We start from the raw sequence: 15,562 nt of genomic DNA, 5'->3' as shown, positions 1-15,562 counted from the left end.
CTAAGTGCCCCGCTCTATTCCATCTAAAATAGGTACAAACTGACAAGCTTCTAAGCTCTCTGAGAATAAACGGTTATTGTGCTTTTTAAAGCGCGTGATAATTTGCCCCTTTTCTGTATGCATGGGCGCAACTAAAATCCCCCCCTCTAATAACTGATCAAAAAGAGTTTGTGGGATATGTCTGGCGCAGGCTGAAAAGAGAATGCGATCATAGGGGGCAAATTCTTTCCAGCCTTCTTGTCCATCGCCAAGTTTAGTGTGGATATTGGTAACTTGTAATTTTCTAAAGCGCTCTTTGGCCTGAATAAGGAGTTTTTCTATGCGTTCTATACTAAAAACACGGCGAAAAAGCTTAGAGAGTACCATTGCCTGATAGCCACTCCCACAGCCAATTTCTAGCACGCTATCAGCCCCATTGTGTTCTAAATACTGAGTCATTTTAGCTACAGTGAGTGGGGAGCTGACAAATTGATCCCCTCCCATAGGCAAGGCATTAAGGCTATAGGCTAAATGTTTAGGGGAGACAAATTCCTCGCGATCAATAGCACACATAGCCTTTTTAATAGACTCTTCTAGTGGAAAATGCTTAGCAATCGCCTCGCACATGTGGGCGTTTTTAATGTGGTGCACTTAAAACCCCTCAAAATTTAAGCTACCCTTAGAGTAGTTGCTCACTTTAGCCTCAAAGAAGTTAGAGCGGTGGCTATTGAAGTTAGCGAATTGATCAACCCATTTAATAGGGTTTGCGCTGTTATAAAGTTTGGGCAATCCTACAACAGCTAAACGGGTATCGGCTAGGTATTCTGTGTAGGTTCTTAAAATTTGTGGGCTTAAATCTAGCATTTGCCCTTGTGTAATATAAGCCCCCCAAGCGCTTTCTAAATCCACCGCCTGTTTAAACATCTCATTAACCTCAGCAATGAGTTCCGGGCTAAAAAGATCGCTTCTTTCCTTGCGTAAAGTGTTGATCATGTTTTGGAATAGGTGTAAATGGGTGAGCTCATCGCGCTGGATAAAGCGAATCATTTGAGCACTGCCAAGCATTCTACCACTGCGCGCTAAAGCATAAAAAAAGCTAAAGCCGCTATAAAAATAAATCCCCTCTAAAATCTGGTTAGCAAAAAGCGCTTTAAGTAAGTTATATTCGGTGGGGTTATTAGATAAATCCATATAAATTTGGGCGATGCAATCATTTTTATTCTTTAAAGCCACATCGGTACGCCACATCTCATAAATGCTATCGCTATTAGCTGAAATGCTCTCCACCATCACCGCATAACTATGGCTATGTAAAGCCTCCTCATAAGCTTGGCGCACCAAACATAAATTAATCTCAGGGCTAGTGATAAAGGGGTTGATATTATCAATTAAATTATTAGTTTGCAAACTATCCATGAAAATAAGCTGGGCTAGGGCGCGATCGTAGCCTATTTTTTCTTGGGGGCTAAGGTGTAAATAGTGGTTTTTATCCCCATGCATGCTCACCTCCTCAGGAAACCAAGTATTAGTGAGCATGGTTTTCCAAAGTTTAGAGGCCCAAGGGTACTTAATTTTATTTAAATCAAACATGCTAGTAGGATTACCCCCAAAAATCTGGCGATCACTCACCTGCTCTTGGCTCTGCGGGTTATAAATTTTCTTGCGGCTCAGATGATCCATCATTTCCTCCTAAAAAGGATCTAGTATAATCAAATTTTTCACTAGAAAACTTTTAAGCCCACACCTTTCTTTTTTTCTACTAGTGTTTTTATAAGTGTGGGGGCGTTTTTAAAGCGTTTAATTCCCCTCCCTAGAAAAAGGAAAGCTTTTATCAAAATCACCCCCACTTTTTCTATAAATTTAAGTTTTTTAAGGTTTAAAAACACTTTTAAGCGTATTTTAAAGGGGTAGAAATTACAATGATCGCTTTTTAAGCGGAAGTGGCGAAATTGGTAGACGCACCAGACTTAGGATCTGACGCCGCAAGGCGTGGAGGTTCGATTCCTCTCTTCCGTACCACTCACCTTAAAATAAACCAACGCATAAAACGATCATAAACTTTATCCGGTAAAAATTTCTTGCCATAGACTAATAAATGCGCGTATTTTCCCACTAGATAGCGCGTTTTAGGGTTAGGCGATTCTAAAGCTTTTAAAAGAGTAGCGGCTACCTTATTTGCGGGGCTAGCATTTATATAAATGCGCTTAAAAAAAGCATGGGTTTTTTCTAATTCTCTAGCATAAGCCCCTTTAAAAGTAGGCTCTATTAAACCCTTATCCCATTTAGTTTTAATGGCCCCGGGTTCAATGAGTATTACAAAAACTCCCAAAGGCAAAAGTTCAGCGCGCAAACAATCGCTATAGCCTTCTAAGGCGTATTTACTCGCATGATACCAGCCTAAAAAAAGTGTGGTTGATCTACCCGCACTAGAGGTGACATTGATAATTCTAGGTTTAAGGGCAACATTAGCGCGTAGTTTAGGCAATAATAGCGCGCTAAGTCTAGCTAGCCCAAAAAGATTAGTTTGAAAAAGGGCTTTAGCCTGCTGTATTTCTTGTTGCTCTAGTGCGCCAAAGAGGCCATAGCCAGCATTATTGATTAAAGCAAAAAGTGTATCGCTTTGCTTAAGAATAAGATAGGCGGCCTGCTCTATCTGTGCTTGATCTTGCAAATCACAATTAATACGGGTACAATTTGGGTGATCTAATTCTAGCATAGAGGTACTTTTCCTAGAGAGAGCGTACACTTTATAACCTTTGTTAAGTAGCAGGTGCGCGCTTTCTAAACCTATGCCACTGCTTGCCCCTGTGAGTACCACCTCTAGCATTTATTTAAATATTTCTCCCATTCATAGGCGCTTTGTATGATCAAATCCAAACTACAAAAACGGGGTCTAAAGGCGGTTTGTGTGAGGATTTTACGCGGATTAGCAATTAAAGAACTCGGATCGCCTGCGCGCCTGCCTTGATTTTGCACTAAAAAATTGACCCCTGAAATCTCTTTAACTTTATTTATGACCTCAGCCACACTATAACCCCTACCATAGCCTACATTATAAACCTCGCTTTGTTTTGTATGTAGCAAGGTTTTAAAGCCTTCCAAATGGGCAAGGGCTAGATCATCTATGTGGATATAATCACGAATACATGTCCCATCTGGAGTGGGATAATCTGAGCCAAAAATAGCCATAGAGGGGCGTTTACCCACCGCACACTCGCAGGCAATTTTAATTAAATGTGTGGCGTTTTGTGTACGCTGGCCTAAAGCAAGGGAGTTTGTATAATCATTAAAATGCAAAGCCCCAGCCACATTAAAATAGCGCAAAATGATACACTTAAGCGTTGAGGTTAGGCTAATATCTAAAAGCATGCGCTCACTCATCATTTTAGAAGCCCCATAAGGATTAAGCGGATCAAGAGGGGCGCTTTCTTGTACAGGTTCTACACTAGCCTTATAAATAGCCGCACTAGAGGAGAATAGAAAATATTTTATCCCATGCTGGAGGCAAAACTGCGCTAGTTTAAGGGTGTTAAGGGTGTTGTTTTCATAGTACTCTAAAGGCTTATGGGTGGATTCTTCAACTAAAATTTTAGCCGCAAAGTGTAGTACCCCTATAATCTGATGCCCTTGTGCCTTTTTTTCTTGCAAGGCAAGCTCAAGCTTAGCGCTTTCTTTTAAATCTATCTGATCAAAATACACACGATCCGGGTAAAGCTTTTTTAAAATCTCTGCATGGATAGAAAAACCGGTACTTAGATTGTCAATAATCCAGATTTGATAATCTGTATATTCTAAAAAATAACGCGCCACACTTGAACCAATATACCCACAAGCACCGGTAAAAAGTAACATCAATAACCTTAGATAAAATTTGACTGACATTATCCAAAATTTACTAAAATAAAGCTATTTTTTTCTAAGGAGCTGTTATGAGCAATACAACAGATCTAGTAGCTGATACAATGTCTAGTATCGGGGATTCAAGACAATTAGTCATGTCCTTTCTAGTAACCCCTACAATGGTTAATTTTAATGATGTGATGCATGGCGGGGAGTTGTTAAACCTTTTAGATAAAGTGGCCTATGTGTGCTCTACGCGTTATTGTGGTTGCCCTACTGTTACTCTAAGTGTAGATCGCGTGTTATTTAAACACCCTATCCCTATTGGGACTTTAGTAACCTGTTATGCCTGCGTGAATTATGTAGGGACTAAAAGCTGTGAGGTGGGGATTAAAGTGGTTTGTGAGGATTTTAGAAACAAAACCGCTACACACACTAATAGCTGTTATTTTACAATGGTAGCGGTTAAAGATGGCAAAACCGTACCTATGCCTTCTTTTACTCCCCGCACAGAGAAAGAAAAAGAACGCTACGAACGCGCGATCAGACGCAAAGAAGCCCTCAAGCACACCCAAAAAAACGCGCTTAAGTAGTTATTTTTAACGCACGATGCGGCTTTTAAGTTTATCGGCTAATAAAAAGGCTAATTCTAAAGACTGCGTGGCATTAAGCCGTGGATCACACTGCGTGTGGTAATGCTCTTTTAAGCTTTCCTCGCTTACACCTTGCGATCCGCCCACACATTCGGTTACATTTTGCCCCGTCATCTCTAAATGAATCCCACCTACACAGCTACTAAAAGCGCGGTGGATTTCAAAAAAGCGTTGTACTTCCTCTAGGATATGGGCAAAAGATCTTGTTTTAATCCCGCTAGGGGTTTTAGTGGTGTTGCCATGCATAGGATCACACACCCACACCACTTCTTTTTTATGCGCTAAAACCCCTTTTAATAACTCAGGAAAAACACGGGGTAATTCTTTAACCCCCATGCGCACAATAAAACTTAATTTTCCCGGCTCATTATTTGGATTAAGCGCCTCACATAAACCTAATAAATCCTCTAATTTTGTTTTAGCCCCTATTTTAACCCCAATAGGATTACCCACCCCTCTTAAAAATTCAACATGGGCTTGATCTAGCCCCCTTGTACGCTCCCCAATCCAAAGCATATGCGCTGAGCAGGCAAAATAACGCCCGCTTAAACTATCTTGGCGCACTAAAGGCTCTTCATAATTAAGCAATAACGCTTCATGGCTTGTATAAAAATCTGTTTCTTGCAAAGCTGGCATGTTAGCCACCCCGCAGGCTTGCATGAATTCAAGGGCTTTTGTAATCTGCAAGGCTAAAGCCTCGTATTTTTGCCCAAAGCTATTATTTTTCACAAAATCTAAATTCCAGCGCTGTACTTCGGCTAAGTCGGCTAATCCTCCCTTAGCAAAGGCGCGCAATAAATTTAAAGTCGCCGCGCTTTGGTGGTAGGCTTGGAGTAGCCTAGCTGGATTAGGCTCTCGCTCTGTAATTTCTAGCCCATTAATCATATCCCCCCGGTAAATGGGTACTTCCACCCCATTAACAATTTCACTCTCTGCACTTCTGGGTTTAGCAAACTGCCCGGCCACACGGCCTACTTTAATCACAGGACAACCCCCACTAAAGGCTAAAACCACACTCATTTGTAAAATAACTTTGAAGAGATCGCGGATACTATCCGCGCTAAAACTAGCAAAGCTCTCTGCACAATCCCCCCCCTGTAATAAAAACGCTCGCCCATGTGCGGCCTCTTTAAGAGCGCTTTTAAGGCTATTGATTTCTTTAGCAAAAACAAGGGGTGGGTAGGTTTTTAGGGTTTTTTCAGCTCTCTTCAAGGCTAAAGGATCGCTGTAGTGGGGTTGTTGCAAAATGGGAAAAGTACGCCAACTAGTAGCTTGCCATGTTTTTTGCATTTGATTTCTCATTTGAGTTGTTGGAGGGCTAGTTTAATTAAAGTAGGTGTATCTAGCCCTTTGGGTAGGCTAGAACAAACTTTAAGCGCCTCTGCTCTTTTAAACCCTAGACTTTGTAAACCTAGTAGCGCTTGCTCTATACTTGTATCTTTTATTTCTTGTTGCTCATGTAAGATTAAACCGGCTAAATCTAGCATAATCTTACCTGCCATTTTAGCCCCCACACCCGGTACTCTTTGTAAGGCCTTTAGATCTTTATTTTGAATACACACACTAAAATCAGCACAGCTATAGGTAGATAAAATAGCCAAAGCCACGCGCGGGCCCACTCCATTAACCTTTAATAATCTTTCAAAAAGCTCTTTTTCTGTGCGCTGCAAAAAACCATAAAGGCTATGGCTATCCTCTTTAATGATCTGGGTGGTGTGTAAATAGATTTCTTGTTTTAGCTCAAAACTCTCCCCCGCCTTGACATGCACCCCATAAACCACCCCATTAGTTTCTAATTCAATAAAGGTAGGCAAAACCTGTAAAATAATGCCCCTTAACCCGACAATCATTTAAGTAGCATGTTGGTAGCGCGCAACTTTATTCACCTCTCCGCCCTCTAAAACATAATCTGCCGTTTCGCCCTTTTCTGTTAAGATATTTTGAGAGCCTTTTGTATAGATTTTTACATAAGTGACGGTGTTAAAGGCTGTCCAAGGGCCATCTGTGTGGATTTTAGCCTGTTTCATTTCTGATTCAATTTGGGTTAACCGTTCTACAAAAGAGCGGTTGAGGTCTTGAATCCTAGAAAGATACATGTGTAAAATTTTAACCCTTTTTAAGCAATCCATAAAATCATAATAAATACGCTTGATTGAATCTTGTTCAATGAGAGTTTTTCTCGTGGTAACATCGGCGTTACGGATTTTATCAATAACGGGTTGGTTTTTTTGCATATAAACATTTAACTTTTGATACTCAACCATAATTCTTTGTGCCTTATCTTTATAAGTGTCCATCGCTACTCTGATGTGTTCTAAAACTTCTTTATTTTCAGGGGTGGCAAAGGCAGAAAAGCGAAAGGCGTTTTCATTCCCATCTACTCTATCTAAAATACAACTAGAGGAAAAATAAAAGGTGTTATTAGACTTAACTTGTTTGAGTGTGATCTCTTTTGCATGGATTAAAGTTCCGGTGCAGGCCTCAATCTCGCAAGTTTCAGCAAAAATTGTCCCGCGATCGGCATATTTACAGCGCACAATTTTACCCTTGCACAGACCTTTATTATTAGTAATGGCAATTTCATCAGCTATAGCGCTACTCTCAGCATGTAATTGCCCCTCAATAGAAATTTTCTTAGCCACTAATTTTACATTCTTACCTACATTGCCCTGAATATAAATTTCTTTAGCCTCTACCCGTAAATTATCATCAATGGCATCTTCAATTTCATCTTTAGCGCTAATCTTAAGCACCATGCCCCCCTCAATCCCCCCTAAAAACATGGGCATATTAGTGCTTTTCATTTCCATGTACTGGCTTTTAGTAAAACTCTTAAGCGCATTGCCCACAAAGGCCACATACTGGATTGTTTTAGAAATATAACTAATTTCATGGATTGAATCACTAGATTCAAACGCCTCCGCGCTATATTCTAACTCAACGGGTACATTTTCTAGCGTTTCAACCACGCACATTTTCCCCTTTAAATTGCGCCCACTCACTCCCTGCATAGGTTTAATATACTTTAAAACAGTGCTCCCTTTACAAGCTCCATAAACGGCATTAACGGGGGCTTCCTCGTTATTCTTGTGTTTCCAAGCTTTTTTTAAAGAAAATTCAAAGTAGCCATGTCTACTAGGTCTATAATTAGTGCATTTAATGCAAAAGCGATCCGGGTAGGTATCTTGTGTAGCATAACGGGCAAGTTCTTGTTTAAATAAAGTGTGCTGGGCTGGCATTTGGCGCAAGATAATTCGTTTAAGAGCCATGCAAGCCTCTATATGATCGCATAACTCGTCAAACAGCCATTTATCATTAATGATCATAAAGGGGTGTTCAAGTACCACATAAAGCTTATCCTCATCAGCGGATAATTCTATATCTAAAAAATATTTAAAGAGCCTCTTTTTAACACAGATGTCATAGCGCTGAATCACCTCTAAATTTTTATTTTCATAAAAAGAATCCTCATCAATGCGCTTAGCCACCTCAGGACTTAAAATTTTAAACTCACCCTTAGGGTCTAGGCGTACTAAAGTGTGTACTTTAAGTAAGTCAAACCACAACTCGCCCACATCAAGATTATAGGCTTGTGCCACTTTTTCTAACTCAAGCCCTATATCTGCGCAGTTTTCTACAATTTTGGAATAAAAATCACCCAAAACACACTCTCCAACTAGAAGTTAATCTATACAAAACCATAAAAACAGCGCGGGCGCGCAATAATTCCTTATAATTCCTTATAATTCCTTATAATTCCTTATAATTCCTTATAATTCCTTCATTGTTCCAAAACTAACCAAAAAGTAGGATTAATAGATATTAAAATAGATAAAAAACATTATAAACTAAACTTTTTAAGTTTTTTTTTATCTTAAAGTCCTAGAATACTCTTGCTGCTTCGGACAAGCGATTAGGTTGCTGAACTAATCAAAACAAAGTCCAAAACCAATAATCAAGGAGTCTTGTTGTGCAAATGCTTAAGATGCTAAAATGCGGGGCTTTTGGCGCGCTGTGTTCTGCTGGCCTTGGCACGGGGCTAGACGCGGTTAGTTTTGTCTGGGACCTCAAGTATATGAGCTTTACTTATAACTTGGCGGGCAAAAATAACCCTATGTGGAATAGTTTGGATAACTTCAAAAATAGGATTATCCCTACTATAGGTTTGCAATTTACCAAACGACAATCTTTCGTATTTGGCGGATGGTTTATCCAAAACCTGCACACCCATTATAGCTACTTCCCCTACTCTTGGGGTCTAGTCGCTCACTATAGCTATGTAGGTAAGAATTTTAGGGCTTATATCGGGATTATCCCAAGAACTTATTCTATCGCCTCTTACCCTCTTGCAGCCTTTAAAAAGCTCTTCTGGTTTAAAGATCCAACCGCACGAGGAGCGATGTTTCAGTTTAAACCGGCTTATAACCCTAACCGTTGGTGGAATGGTTGGGCGGAATTTATTCTTGACTGGTATGGAGGCCGTAACTGGAATAATGTTGGCAAACCCGGTACCAAAGAATACGCCGCCAACCACTATAACTTAAACCAAATGCTTTATTTTGGAGCGAGTGAGTGGTCTTTCTTAAAAGGCTATCTTAGCTTTGGCGGGCGCGTTGTGGCTTTCCACAACACCGGCCACTATAGCATGGGCAGTGTTTATCCTTGGGGAGGTAATGACGATCCAGCCACCATTGGTGATACCCCACTTTGGCCCGGTGGTTATCCTTATGCACAAGGAAAACCAGATGGGGGTGTACCCGGTGTGTACTCTAACCCCACAGTGTTAGATCGTATCTACTACTATGGCTATATCAAAACCAGCCTCAAACGACTCATGCCTTATATGGATCAAATTTCTTTCTCCTTTGGTACGATGAGTGAACAAGAGCACTACTGCGTGCGACGGGGCGTAAATTGTGGCCCTAGCCAATGGTATAACAGCTTTGGTGGGCAATTTGACTTTGTGGCGCAGTATAAAGGCTTTGGTCTTTATGAAAAATACTACTTCTCTGATAAACCTCAAATGGCGTTTTATGGTACTTATGGCCGTGCGCTCTATACTGGCTTGCCATGGTACCATGCGCCTAACTTTGAGCGAATCGCGCTCTTTTATGTTTACAAAAACAAATGGTTAAGCGCTCGGGTTGACTGCTTCTTTAACTTCTTTGGTGGGGGCAATGCCCATAGCTTGAATGGACATGGCGGTCCATGGTATACCACCTTCCAACAATTCGTTACAATCGGTATTGATACCCGCCAACTCGTAGATTTTGTCAGAAGCCACAACCACTAAAGGTTGTTTGAAAAGGCCGCTATGCGGCTTTGGCTTTCCTTTAATCCTAAAATAAAAAGTGTCTCTTTAACCCCAATGCCTCCGGGCTCTCCTAAAAGCGCGATGCGTATAGGCAACATTACAGCCCCGGGCTTGAGGTTGTTCTCTTGCATAAAGTGGTGTAAGAATGAATCAAGTGTTTCTAGGCTAGCAAATATAGCGGGGCTAAATTCAGAATGAAGCTTTGTGAGTACAGCGCAGGCTTGATCTAAGTTTTTGAGTTTATCTAATGCGTAGTTAGTAGGGGGAATAAGTACTTGGGCTATTTTAGTTACCATTTCTTTAAGGGTGTGGCATCTTAATTTTAATTCGTTTAATAAAGTGTCTTTTTGGGGCGTACTTAAATCCTTAAAAATTGGGGGCAAACTAAAATCCTCTAGCAAAGTGTTAAGTTTAGCGCTAGGGGTTTCTTTAAGATAGTGGGCATTAAGCCAATCTAATTTATGCAAACTAAAACAACTTGGCGCGCTGTTTAAATCCTCTGGCTTGAAACACTCTAACATCTCTTGCATGCTAAAAATTTCTTGATCTTCATAACTCCAGCCAAGCCGCACTAAAAAATTTAATAACGCCTCTTTAAGATAGCCTAATTTTTTATAATCCATCACCCCCATCGCCCCATCGCGCTTACTCATCTTATGCCCTTGCTCGTTTAAAATCATGGGCACATGGTAAAAATCTGGGAGTGTAAAACCTAACGCCTGATAGATCAAAATTTGTTTAGGGGTGTTACTGAGGTGATCGTCTCCACGAATTACAGCGCTTATTCCCATTAGCGCATCATCAACAGTAACTACAAAATTATAAGTCGGCACTCCATTAGACCTTGCAATTACAAAGTCATCTAATTCTTTTGCTTGTATACGCATCTCCCCTTTAATCCCATCATGAAAGATAATTTCACCCTCTAAGGGGGCTTTAATGCGCACAACAGGTTTTTTATTTGCAGGGGGTGTACCCTTAAAATCGCGGTAACGCCGATCATATCTAGGAGTCTCCCCTCTAGCTTTTTGCTCCTCTCTTAAAGCCTCTAACTCTTCTTTTTGCATGTAACAATAATAAGCCTTGCCCTCATCTAGTAATTGTTTAATGTAGCGCTGATAAATTTCTAAGCGTTTAGATTGATAAAGAATCTCCCCATCAGCTTTAAGCCCCACCCACTCAAAGGCTTTTAAAATCGCCTCTGTTGCCTCTTTTACATTGCGATCTAAATCCGTATCCTCAATGCGTAAATAAAACTTCCCGCCACAACTCTTAGCATAAAGGTAGTTAAACAAAGCCGTTCTTAATCCGCCGATGTGTAAATGCCCAGTAGGGGAGGGGGCAAAACGCGTAACAACCATGCAAGTCCTTAAGCTCAAAAATTTTAAAATGCCCATTCTAATACAAGCTAACTTAAAAGGGCGGTGATGCGTTTATGCGTACTAGATATTGAAACCGTGCCTAATCTAGCACTGGTTAAACAACACTATCCGGATCTGTGCAAAGACACACAAGATCCTATAGAAATTTGTCAAAATGTTTTTGCATGGCATGAAGAGCACTATAAAAGCACCTTTTTGCCCCTGCATTTGCATAAAATCGTCTCTATTGCTAGCGTAATTGCTGATGAACGGGGTAATTTTGGAAAAGTGGGTAATTTTGGTAAGGGCTGTAATGATGAAAAAACTTTGGTAGCTGATTTTTTTAGCTTTTTTAATAAAGACAAACCTAAGCTAGTAACCTTTAATGGCCGCCAGTTTGACATGCCTCTTTTATTACTCAAGGCTTTAGCTTTTAACCTCAGCGTGCCCTCTTTTTATGAACAAGAAAAGAAAGATAAGTATAAAAATTACCGCTACCGCTACTGCGAAACATTCCATGTAGATTTACTAGATAGTTTAGGGCATTTTAGTGGGATTAAATTTAAGCTTGATGGAATCTGTGCCATGTGTGGCTTGCCGGGTAAATATGATTTAAGTGGGGATCAAGTCTATAAGTTTTACTACCAAGAACCTTGTGATTTAAAACGCATTGATAGTTATTGCCAAAGCGATGTACTCAACACCTATTGGCTTTATCTAAAATACATGCTAAGTCGGGGCGATTTGCCTAAGGAAAATTACTTAGCTATCTTATCTGATTTAAAAGAGAATTTACCCGCAGAGGATTATACTCCCGTGTTTGAAACAGCTATAGAGGCTGAATTACAAAAAGAAATCCAAGAAAAGGAAGATCATGTTTAAAACTCTCTTTTTAAGCGCGCTTTTATGTGCTAGTTTAGGGGCTGCTGATTTGCAATTTAAAATCACTTATAAACCCCGGGGTGGAAAAGTGATTGGCACTGTGCTAGATCGCACGATTTTAACCATTATTTCGCTTAATAATGAAGATGTGGTGATTAAAAAGGTGATCCCCAATAGAGGCAATTCTTGTAACATTGTCCGCAAAGTAGGCGATGATTTAAAAGAAAAATTCAAAAAAGAACCCCTCTTTAACCACCGCCTTAAATATTCTCAAAAAATTGTCTACCGCCTCAAATGTAAGCCTACAGAACTCATTGAACTTAAGATTGTTACAGATAAGGGTGATTATGAGCGCAAGTTCACTAAGTGAATCTGATCTGAGTGTTATCACACAAACTTTAAAACGCGCGCCTAATGAGCTAGAAGAAGCCCTTTTTGCCACACTATGGAGCGAACATTGTTCTTATCGCTCCAGTAAAGCCTTATTAAAAAAGTTGGGAGGTTTTGTAGAAAATGCGGGGGTGGTAGAAATTGGCGGGGGGTTTGCAGCTATATTTAAAGTTGAATCGCATAACCACCCTAGCTTTTTAAATCCAAAAGAGGGCGCGGCTACGGGTTTGGGTGGAATTGAGCGCGATGTTTTAAGCATGGGGGCTAGACCTGTGGCGGGTTTGTCTTTCTTGCGTTTTGGGGCTAATGGTTGTTCTAATTTAAAAGAAGCCCTAGAGGGCATACAAAATTATGCCAAAGAAACCCACATTCAAGATTTGGGCGCTGATACGGGTCTTTCTCAAGATTTTGAACACAATGTATTAGTGAATGCCTTTGCTTTGGGGGTGGTTGAAAAAAGATACTTAGTGCATGCAAAAGCTAAAGAGGGGGCTTTGTTAGTGCTCATCGGCAAACCTAGCAAATCTGAGGGGCTAGATGGAGCGCGCATGAGTAGCCAAGCCTTAGAAGCCAATACAAATTCAAATGTACCTAAGGGTGAGGGCAAATTGCAAGCTAAACTCATAGAGGCGTGTTTGCAAATTTATCACACTTTGCCTATTGTTGGCGCGCAGGATTTAGGGGCTGGAGGGCTAGCCACTGCTAGCGCAGAATTAGCCTTTAAAGGGGGTTGTGGGGTGAGCTTAGAGCTAGATAATGTACCCTTTGAAGAATCTTTAGAGCCTTTAGCGCTTTTATTAAACGAGACTCAAGAACGCATGCTTTTATCTCTCATGCCAACAGAGGCACACAGGGCTTTAGAAATTAGCGCTAAATACGGGCTTAAAGGGGCTATAGTAGGGCAGATTATCCCGCAACAAGATTTTATCGCCACTTTTCAAGGTAAGATTTGTGCCTCTTTGCCCCTCTTTTTACTAGCTAACCCCCCTTTAAAACCTCTTAATGCTAAAGCCCCCTTACAAACCCCCCATTCACAAAACCTATTAAACTCCAAACAAAGCTTAGAGACTAAACAAATATACATTCCTGAGATTAACAACCACCTTCTTATAAGTCTAGCAAGCTCCACCCCCCTAAGCATTCAAAACCCTAGAGAGGATAGCAAACGCGTTTTTGTGCGTGCCTGCCGTGATTTGGTATTAGGCGGGGCTAGAATTTTGGGTGTGAGTGATGGGATTAATTTAGCCGGTGTAGAAAATGAGGGCGCATGGGTTTTAGAGGAAATGTTAGGCGGGCTCATAGAAAGCCAAGAGGTTTTAAAAGTGCCTGTGGTGAGTGGCAATGTATCGCTAAATAATGAAACCCATAAAGATAACAAGGTTTTTAAAATCCCGCCTACTTTAGTTTTAGTCGCTGTAGGTTTGTGCCAATTTAAAGCCGTACCTAAACTATGGCAACAAGATGGTTTGCTCTATCTTTTAAAGACACAGGGGCAATATTTAGAGGGGAGTTTGTCAAAACAACTAGAACCTATTGATCTGATCCAAGAAAAACATTTATGGGATATTTTATACCAACTTTTAGAGCATTCTTTAATTACAAGTTTGCAAGAGATTAAAGACGATCTTTTATTCACCCTGACTCAAATCGCACAGCTTTCTCAAAGAGATTTTGTACTAGATATACCAATAGAATCCCTACAAAATTTTAGACAAGCTATACTAGTGGAAGTGCCCTTGGATAAGGAGTCAAGTTTTTTAGAGATAGTTAAGGGTAGTTGCACTAAATTAGGGCATATTAGAGCTTGTTAAAATCCATTCAAAAACACCGCTGGGGTTGTATGTTCCTTGTGAATAGGCTCTTGCTTTTGAAGGTGTAGGTTGTGCTGAGGTGTAGGTTGTGCTGACTAGTCTTGTGGGCGCATTGTGCATTCATGCTTTAGGTGGAGGGGTGTACTTTTAATCCATGCAAAAGGGCGTGTTTTTAAAAAGTCTTTATTTACAAAAGCTACGGTACAAACGTTACACTAAAAGCCCCTTGCGCTATGGTGGGGGTAAGTCTCTAGCTGTTGGGTTAATTTTAGAGTATATGCCAGATGTCAATAAAGTTTTAAAGCACTACGATTTTTTGATACAAATCAAAGAAAAACATGACTTTTATTAGCACTCAAACAAAGAGGATCTATAAAAAAACACCAACCCACCCACTAAAAGCGTTTTAGCCACACATAAGAGGATTAAAAAGAGAATCCAAAGGTAGAAAAATCTTTAAAAAGTACAAGTACACAAAAAAGCAAAAACCTTTTTGTTTACTATGTATTTGCCATGTCCGCCCAGCATGGACGATCTGATCCATGCTTTTTTAAGCAGAATCTGGAACACTATTAGCTTATGTGTTTCTATCTTAAAATTAAGGAGTTTTTTATGAGTTTCAAGCGCACTTTTAAGAGCTTAACCCTTTCTAGTTTGGTAGCTGTTGGTGCCATGTCTGTAGCCCAAGCAGATGAAAAAAATGGGTTTTTCTTAGGTCTAGGTTACCAACAAGGTAGAGCAGGAGGGGATGCATATAGAACTCCTCTTACCTCTGGTATGCACCTTTATGGTTTAGGGGCACAAATTGGTGGCGTTGGGTTTGTCAATAAATGGTTTGGTGGCCAAATTTATGGCTTCTTTGATTACCAAAATTCCCCCCGAATGGGCGCTAATTCTAATGACAAATGGGATATGTACACTTATGGCGGTGCTGCTGACATGATTGTTAACTTCATCGCTACAAGTCCTTTTTCTATGGGTCTGGTGAGTGGTATCCAGCTTGCGGGTAATACTTGGGATTTTAACGGCTATACCCACACCGGTTTTCAATTCCTCTTTAATGTAGGTGGCCGTATCCGTATTGGCGATCGCTCCGCTATCCAAGCAGGTATTAAATTCCCTATGGTTCCTCAGAAGTTTCCTCATGGTGTTACTATGATGAGGCGCTATGCTTGGTATGTGAATTATGTCTTTACCTTCTAACTTTTACGCGTAGTTTACTAGCTCCCTTCCGGGAGCAATTCTTACCAATTGCGCCGTAAAGCCCCTAGCTTTAGCTAAGCGGATTAAGGCGTTTTTTGTGTTATAATGTCCGCCATAGAGTTGGGGCAT

Annotated in this window: 15 protein-coding genes and 1 tRNA gene; 8 read left to right on the top strand and 8 right to left on the bottom strand. The window is 40.5% G+C overall.

Annotation, left to right across the window (positions count from 1 at the left end):
• Positions 1-630, bottom strand: a complete 630-nt coding sequence (locus tag G6Q00_RS00585; protein WP_163531549.1) for a protein-L-isoaspartate(D-aspartate) O-methyltransferase — start codon at positions 628-630, stop codon at positions 1-3.
• A complete protein-coding gene (locus G6Q00_RS00580) occupies positions 631-1,659 on the bottom strand; it encodes a ribonucleotide-diphosphate reductase subunit beta (protein ID WP_163531548.1) in 1,029 nt (342 codons plus the stop codon).
• Between the two features lie 254 nt (positions 1,660-1,913).
• Between G6Q00_RS00580 and G6Q00_RS00575 the strand changes: the two genes are divergently transcribed.
• Positions 1,914-1,998: transfer RNA gene (locus G6Q00_RS00575), tRNA-Leu, on the top strand.
• A gap of 1 nt (position 1,999) precedes the next feature.
• On the opposite strand, the gene G6Q00_RS00570 is transcribed toward G6Q00_RS00575, so the two are convergent.
• On the bottom strand, positions 2,000-2,806 hold the full coding sequence (locus tag G6Q00_RS00570) for an SDR family NAD(P)-dependent oxidoreductase (protein WP_205426420.1): 807 nt from the start codon (positions 2,804-2,806) through the stop codon (positions 2,000-2,002).
• The gene (gene galE / locus G6Q00_RS00565; RefSeq protein ID WP_163531547.1) at positions 2,800-3,834 is read right to left on the bottom strand and encodes a UDP-glucose 4-epimerase GalE; all 1,035 of its coding nucleotides are present in this window, start codon (positions 3,832-3,834) and stop codon (positions 2,800-2,802) included. Before galE ends, G6Q00_RS00570 begins: the two co-directional genes overlap by 7 nt.
• 74 nt (positions 3,835-3,908) lie before the next feature.
• Between galE and G6Q00_RS00560 the strand changes: the two genes are divergently transcribed.
• Positions 3,909-4,412 carry an acyl-CoA thioesterase gene (locus G6Q00_RS00560; protein WP_163498432.1) on the top strand — a complete coding sequence of 168 codons (504 nt, stop codon included), beginning with the start codon at positions 3,909-3,911 and terminating at the stop codon, positions 4,410-4,412.
• A 6-nt stretch (positions 4,413-4,418) separates the two neighbouring features.
• On the opposite strand, the gene G6Q00_RS00555 is transcribed toward G6Q00_RS00560, so the two are convergent.
• Genes G6Q00_RS00555 through G6Q00_RS00545 form a run of 3 tightly spaced genes read right to left on the bottom strand, consistent with a single transcriptional unit; the run spans position 4,419 to position 8,134 of the window.
• Entirely contained in the window at positions 4,419-5,774 is a 1,356-nt protein-coding gene (locus G6Q00_RS00555; protein ID WP_163531546.1) for a class II 3-deoxy-7-phosphoheptulonate synthase, read from the bottom strand.
• Entirely contained in the window at positions 5,771-6,322 is a 552-nt protein-coding gene (gene ruvA / locus G6Q00_RS00550) for a Holliday junction branch migration protein RuvA (RefSeq protein ID WP_163531545.1), read from the bottom strand. Before ruvA ends, G6Q00_RS00555 begins: the two co-directional genes overlap by 4 nt.
• On the bottom strand, positions 6,323-8,134 hold the full coding sequence (locus G6Q00_RS00545; protein ID WP_163531544.1) for a DUF342 domain-containing protein: 1,812 nt from the start codon (positions 8,132-8,134) through the stop codon (positions 6,323-6,325).
• Positions 8,135-8,457: 323 nt separating this feature from the next.
• Here G6Q00_RS00545 and G6Q00_RS00540 point away from each other — a divergent pair, with 323 nt between their 5' ends.
• Positions 8,458-9,765 carry a hypothetical protein gene (locus G6Q00_RS00540; protein WP_163531588.1) on the top strand — a complete coding sequence of 436 codons (1,308 nt, stop codon included), beginning with the start codon at positions 8,458-8,460 and terminating at the stop codon, positions 9,763-9,765.
• Here G6Q00_RS00540 and gltX read toward each other — a convergent pair.
• Positions 9,762-11,147, bottom strand: a complete 1,386-nt coding sequence (gene gltX, locus G6Q00_RS00535; protein ID WP_163531543.1) for a glutamate--tRNA ligase — start codon at positions 11,145-11,147, stop codon at positions 9,762-9,764. The two genes, G6Q00_RS00540 and gltX, sit on opposite strands and share 4 nt — an antisense overlap.
• 66 nt (positions 11,148-11,213) lie before the next feature.
• Here gltX and G6Q00_RS00530 point away from each other — a divergent pair, with 66 nt between their 5' ends.
• From G6Q00_RS00530 to G6Q00_RS00510, 5 genes are all read left to right on the top strand, one after another.
• On the top strand, positions 11,214-12,029 hold the full coding sequence (locus tag G6Q00_RS00530; RefSeq protein WP_163531542.1) for a 3'-5' exonuclease: 816 nt from the start codon (positions 11,214-11,216) through the stop codon (positions 12,027-12,029).
• Positions 12,022-12,399, top strand: a complete 378-nt coding sequence (locus tag G6Q00_RS00525) for a hypothetical protein (RefSeq protein WP_163498438.1) — start codon at positions 12,022-12,024, stop codon at positions 12,397-12,399. Before G6Q00_RS00530 ends, G6Q00_RS00525 begins: the two co-directional genes overlap by 8 nt.
• Positions 12,377-14,230 carry an AIR synthase related protein gene (locus G6Q00_RS00520; protein WP_163531541.1) on the top strand — a complete coding sequence of 618 codons (1,854 nt, stop codon included), beginning with the start codon at positions 12,377-12,379 and terminating at the stop codon, positions 14,228-14,230. Before G6Q00_RS00525 ends, G6Q00_RS00520 begins: the two co-directional genes overlap by 23 nt.
• A 154-nt stretch (positions 14,231-14,384) precedes the next feature.
• Positions 14,385-14,582 carry a hypothetical protein gene (locus tag G6Q00_RS00515; RefSeq protein ID WP_240330897.1) on the top strand — a complete coding sequence of 66 codons (198 nt, stop codon included), beginning with the start codon at positions 14,385-14,387 and terminating at the stop codon, positions 14,580-14,582.
• Between the two features lie 320 nt (positions 14,583-14,902).
• Positions 14,903-15,433: an outer membrane protein gene (locus G6Q00_RS00510; protein WP_240330904.1), complete on the top strand. Its 531-nt coding sequence runs from the start codon at positions 14,903-14,905 to the stop codon at positions 15,431-15,433.
• Positions 15,434-15,562: the final 129 nt, after the last annotated feature.

This window comes from Helicobacter suis, assembly GCF_902196125.1.
GTDB lineage: Bacteria > Campylobacterota > Campylobacteria > Campylobacterales > Helicobacteraceae > Helicobacter > Helicobacter suis_B.
The sequence above is the reverse complement of the archived record's forward strand: the minus strand, read 5'-3'. Positions and strand labels throughout refer to the sequence as shown.

Excerpts from the sequence above, each read along its gene's own strand:
- G6Q00_RS00520 (WP_163531541.1), top strand. The coding sequence starts at position 12,377 with ATGAGCGCAAGTTCACTAAGTGAATCTGATCTGAGTGTTATCACACAA.
- gltX (WP_163531543.1), bottom strand. The coding sequence starts at position 11,147 with ATGGTTGTTACGCGTTTTGCCCCCTCCCCTACTGGGCATTTACACATC.
- G6Q00_RS00580 (WP_163531548.1), bottom strand. The coding sequence starts at position 1,659 with ATGGATCATCTGAGCCGCAAGAAAATTTATAACCCGCAGAGCCAAGAG.
- G6Q00_RS00560 (WP_163498432.1), top strand. The coding sequence starts at position 3,909 with ATGAGCAATACAACAGATCTAGTAGCTGATACAATGTCTAGTATCGGG.
- G6Q00_RS00515 (WP_240330897.1), top strand. The coding sequence starts at position 14,385 with ATGCAAAAGGGCGTGTTTTTAAAAAGTCTTTATTTACAAAAGCTACGG.
- G6Q00_RS00540 (WP_163531588.1), top strand. The coding sequence starts at position 8,458 with ATGCTAAAATGCGGGGCTTTTGGCGCGCTGTGTTCTGCTGGCCTTGGC.
- G6Q00_RS00510 (WP_240330904.1), top strand. The coding sequence starts at position 14,903 with ATGTCTGTAGCCCAAGCAGATGAAAAAAATGGGTTTTTCTTAGGTCTA.
- ruvA (WP_163531545.1), bottom strand. The coding sequence starts at position 6,322 with ATGATTGTCGGGTTAAGGGGCATTATTTTACAGGTTTTGCCTACCTTT.
- G6Q00_RS00530 (WP_163531542.1), top strand. The coding sequence starts at position 11,214 with ATGCGTTTATGCGTACTAGATATTGAAACCGTGCCTAATCTAGCACTG.
- G6Q00_RS00570 (WP_205426420.1), bottom strand. The coding sequence starts at position 2,806 with ATGCTAGAGGTGGTACTCACAGGGGCAAGCAGTGGCATAGGTTTAGAA.
- G6Q00_RS00555 (WP_163531546.1), bottom strand. The coding sequence starts at position 5,774 with ATGAGAAATCAAATGCAAAAAACATGGCAAGCTACTAGTTGGCGTACT.
- G6Q00_RS00525 (WP_163498438.1), top strand. The coding sequence starts at position 12,022 with ATGTTTAAAACTCTCTTTTTAAGCGCGCTTTTATGTGCTAGTTTAGGG.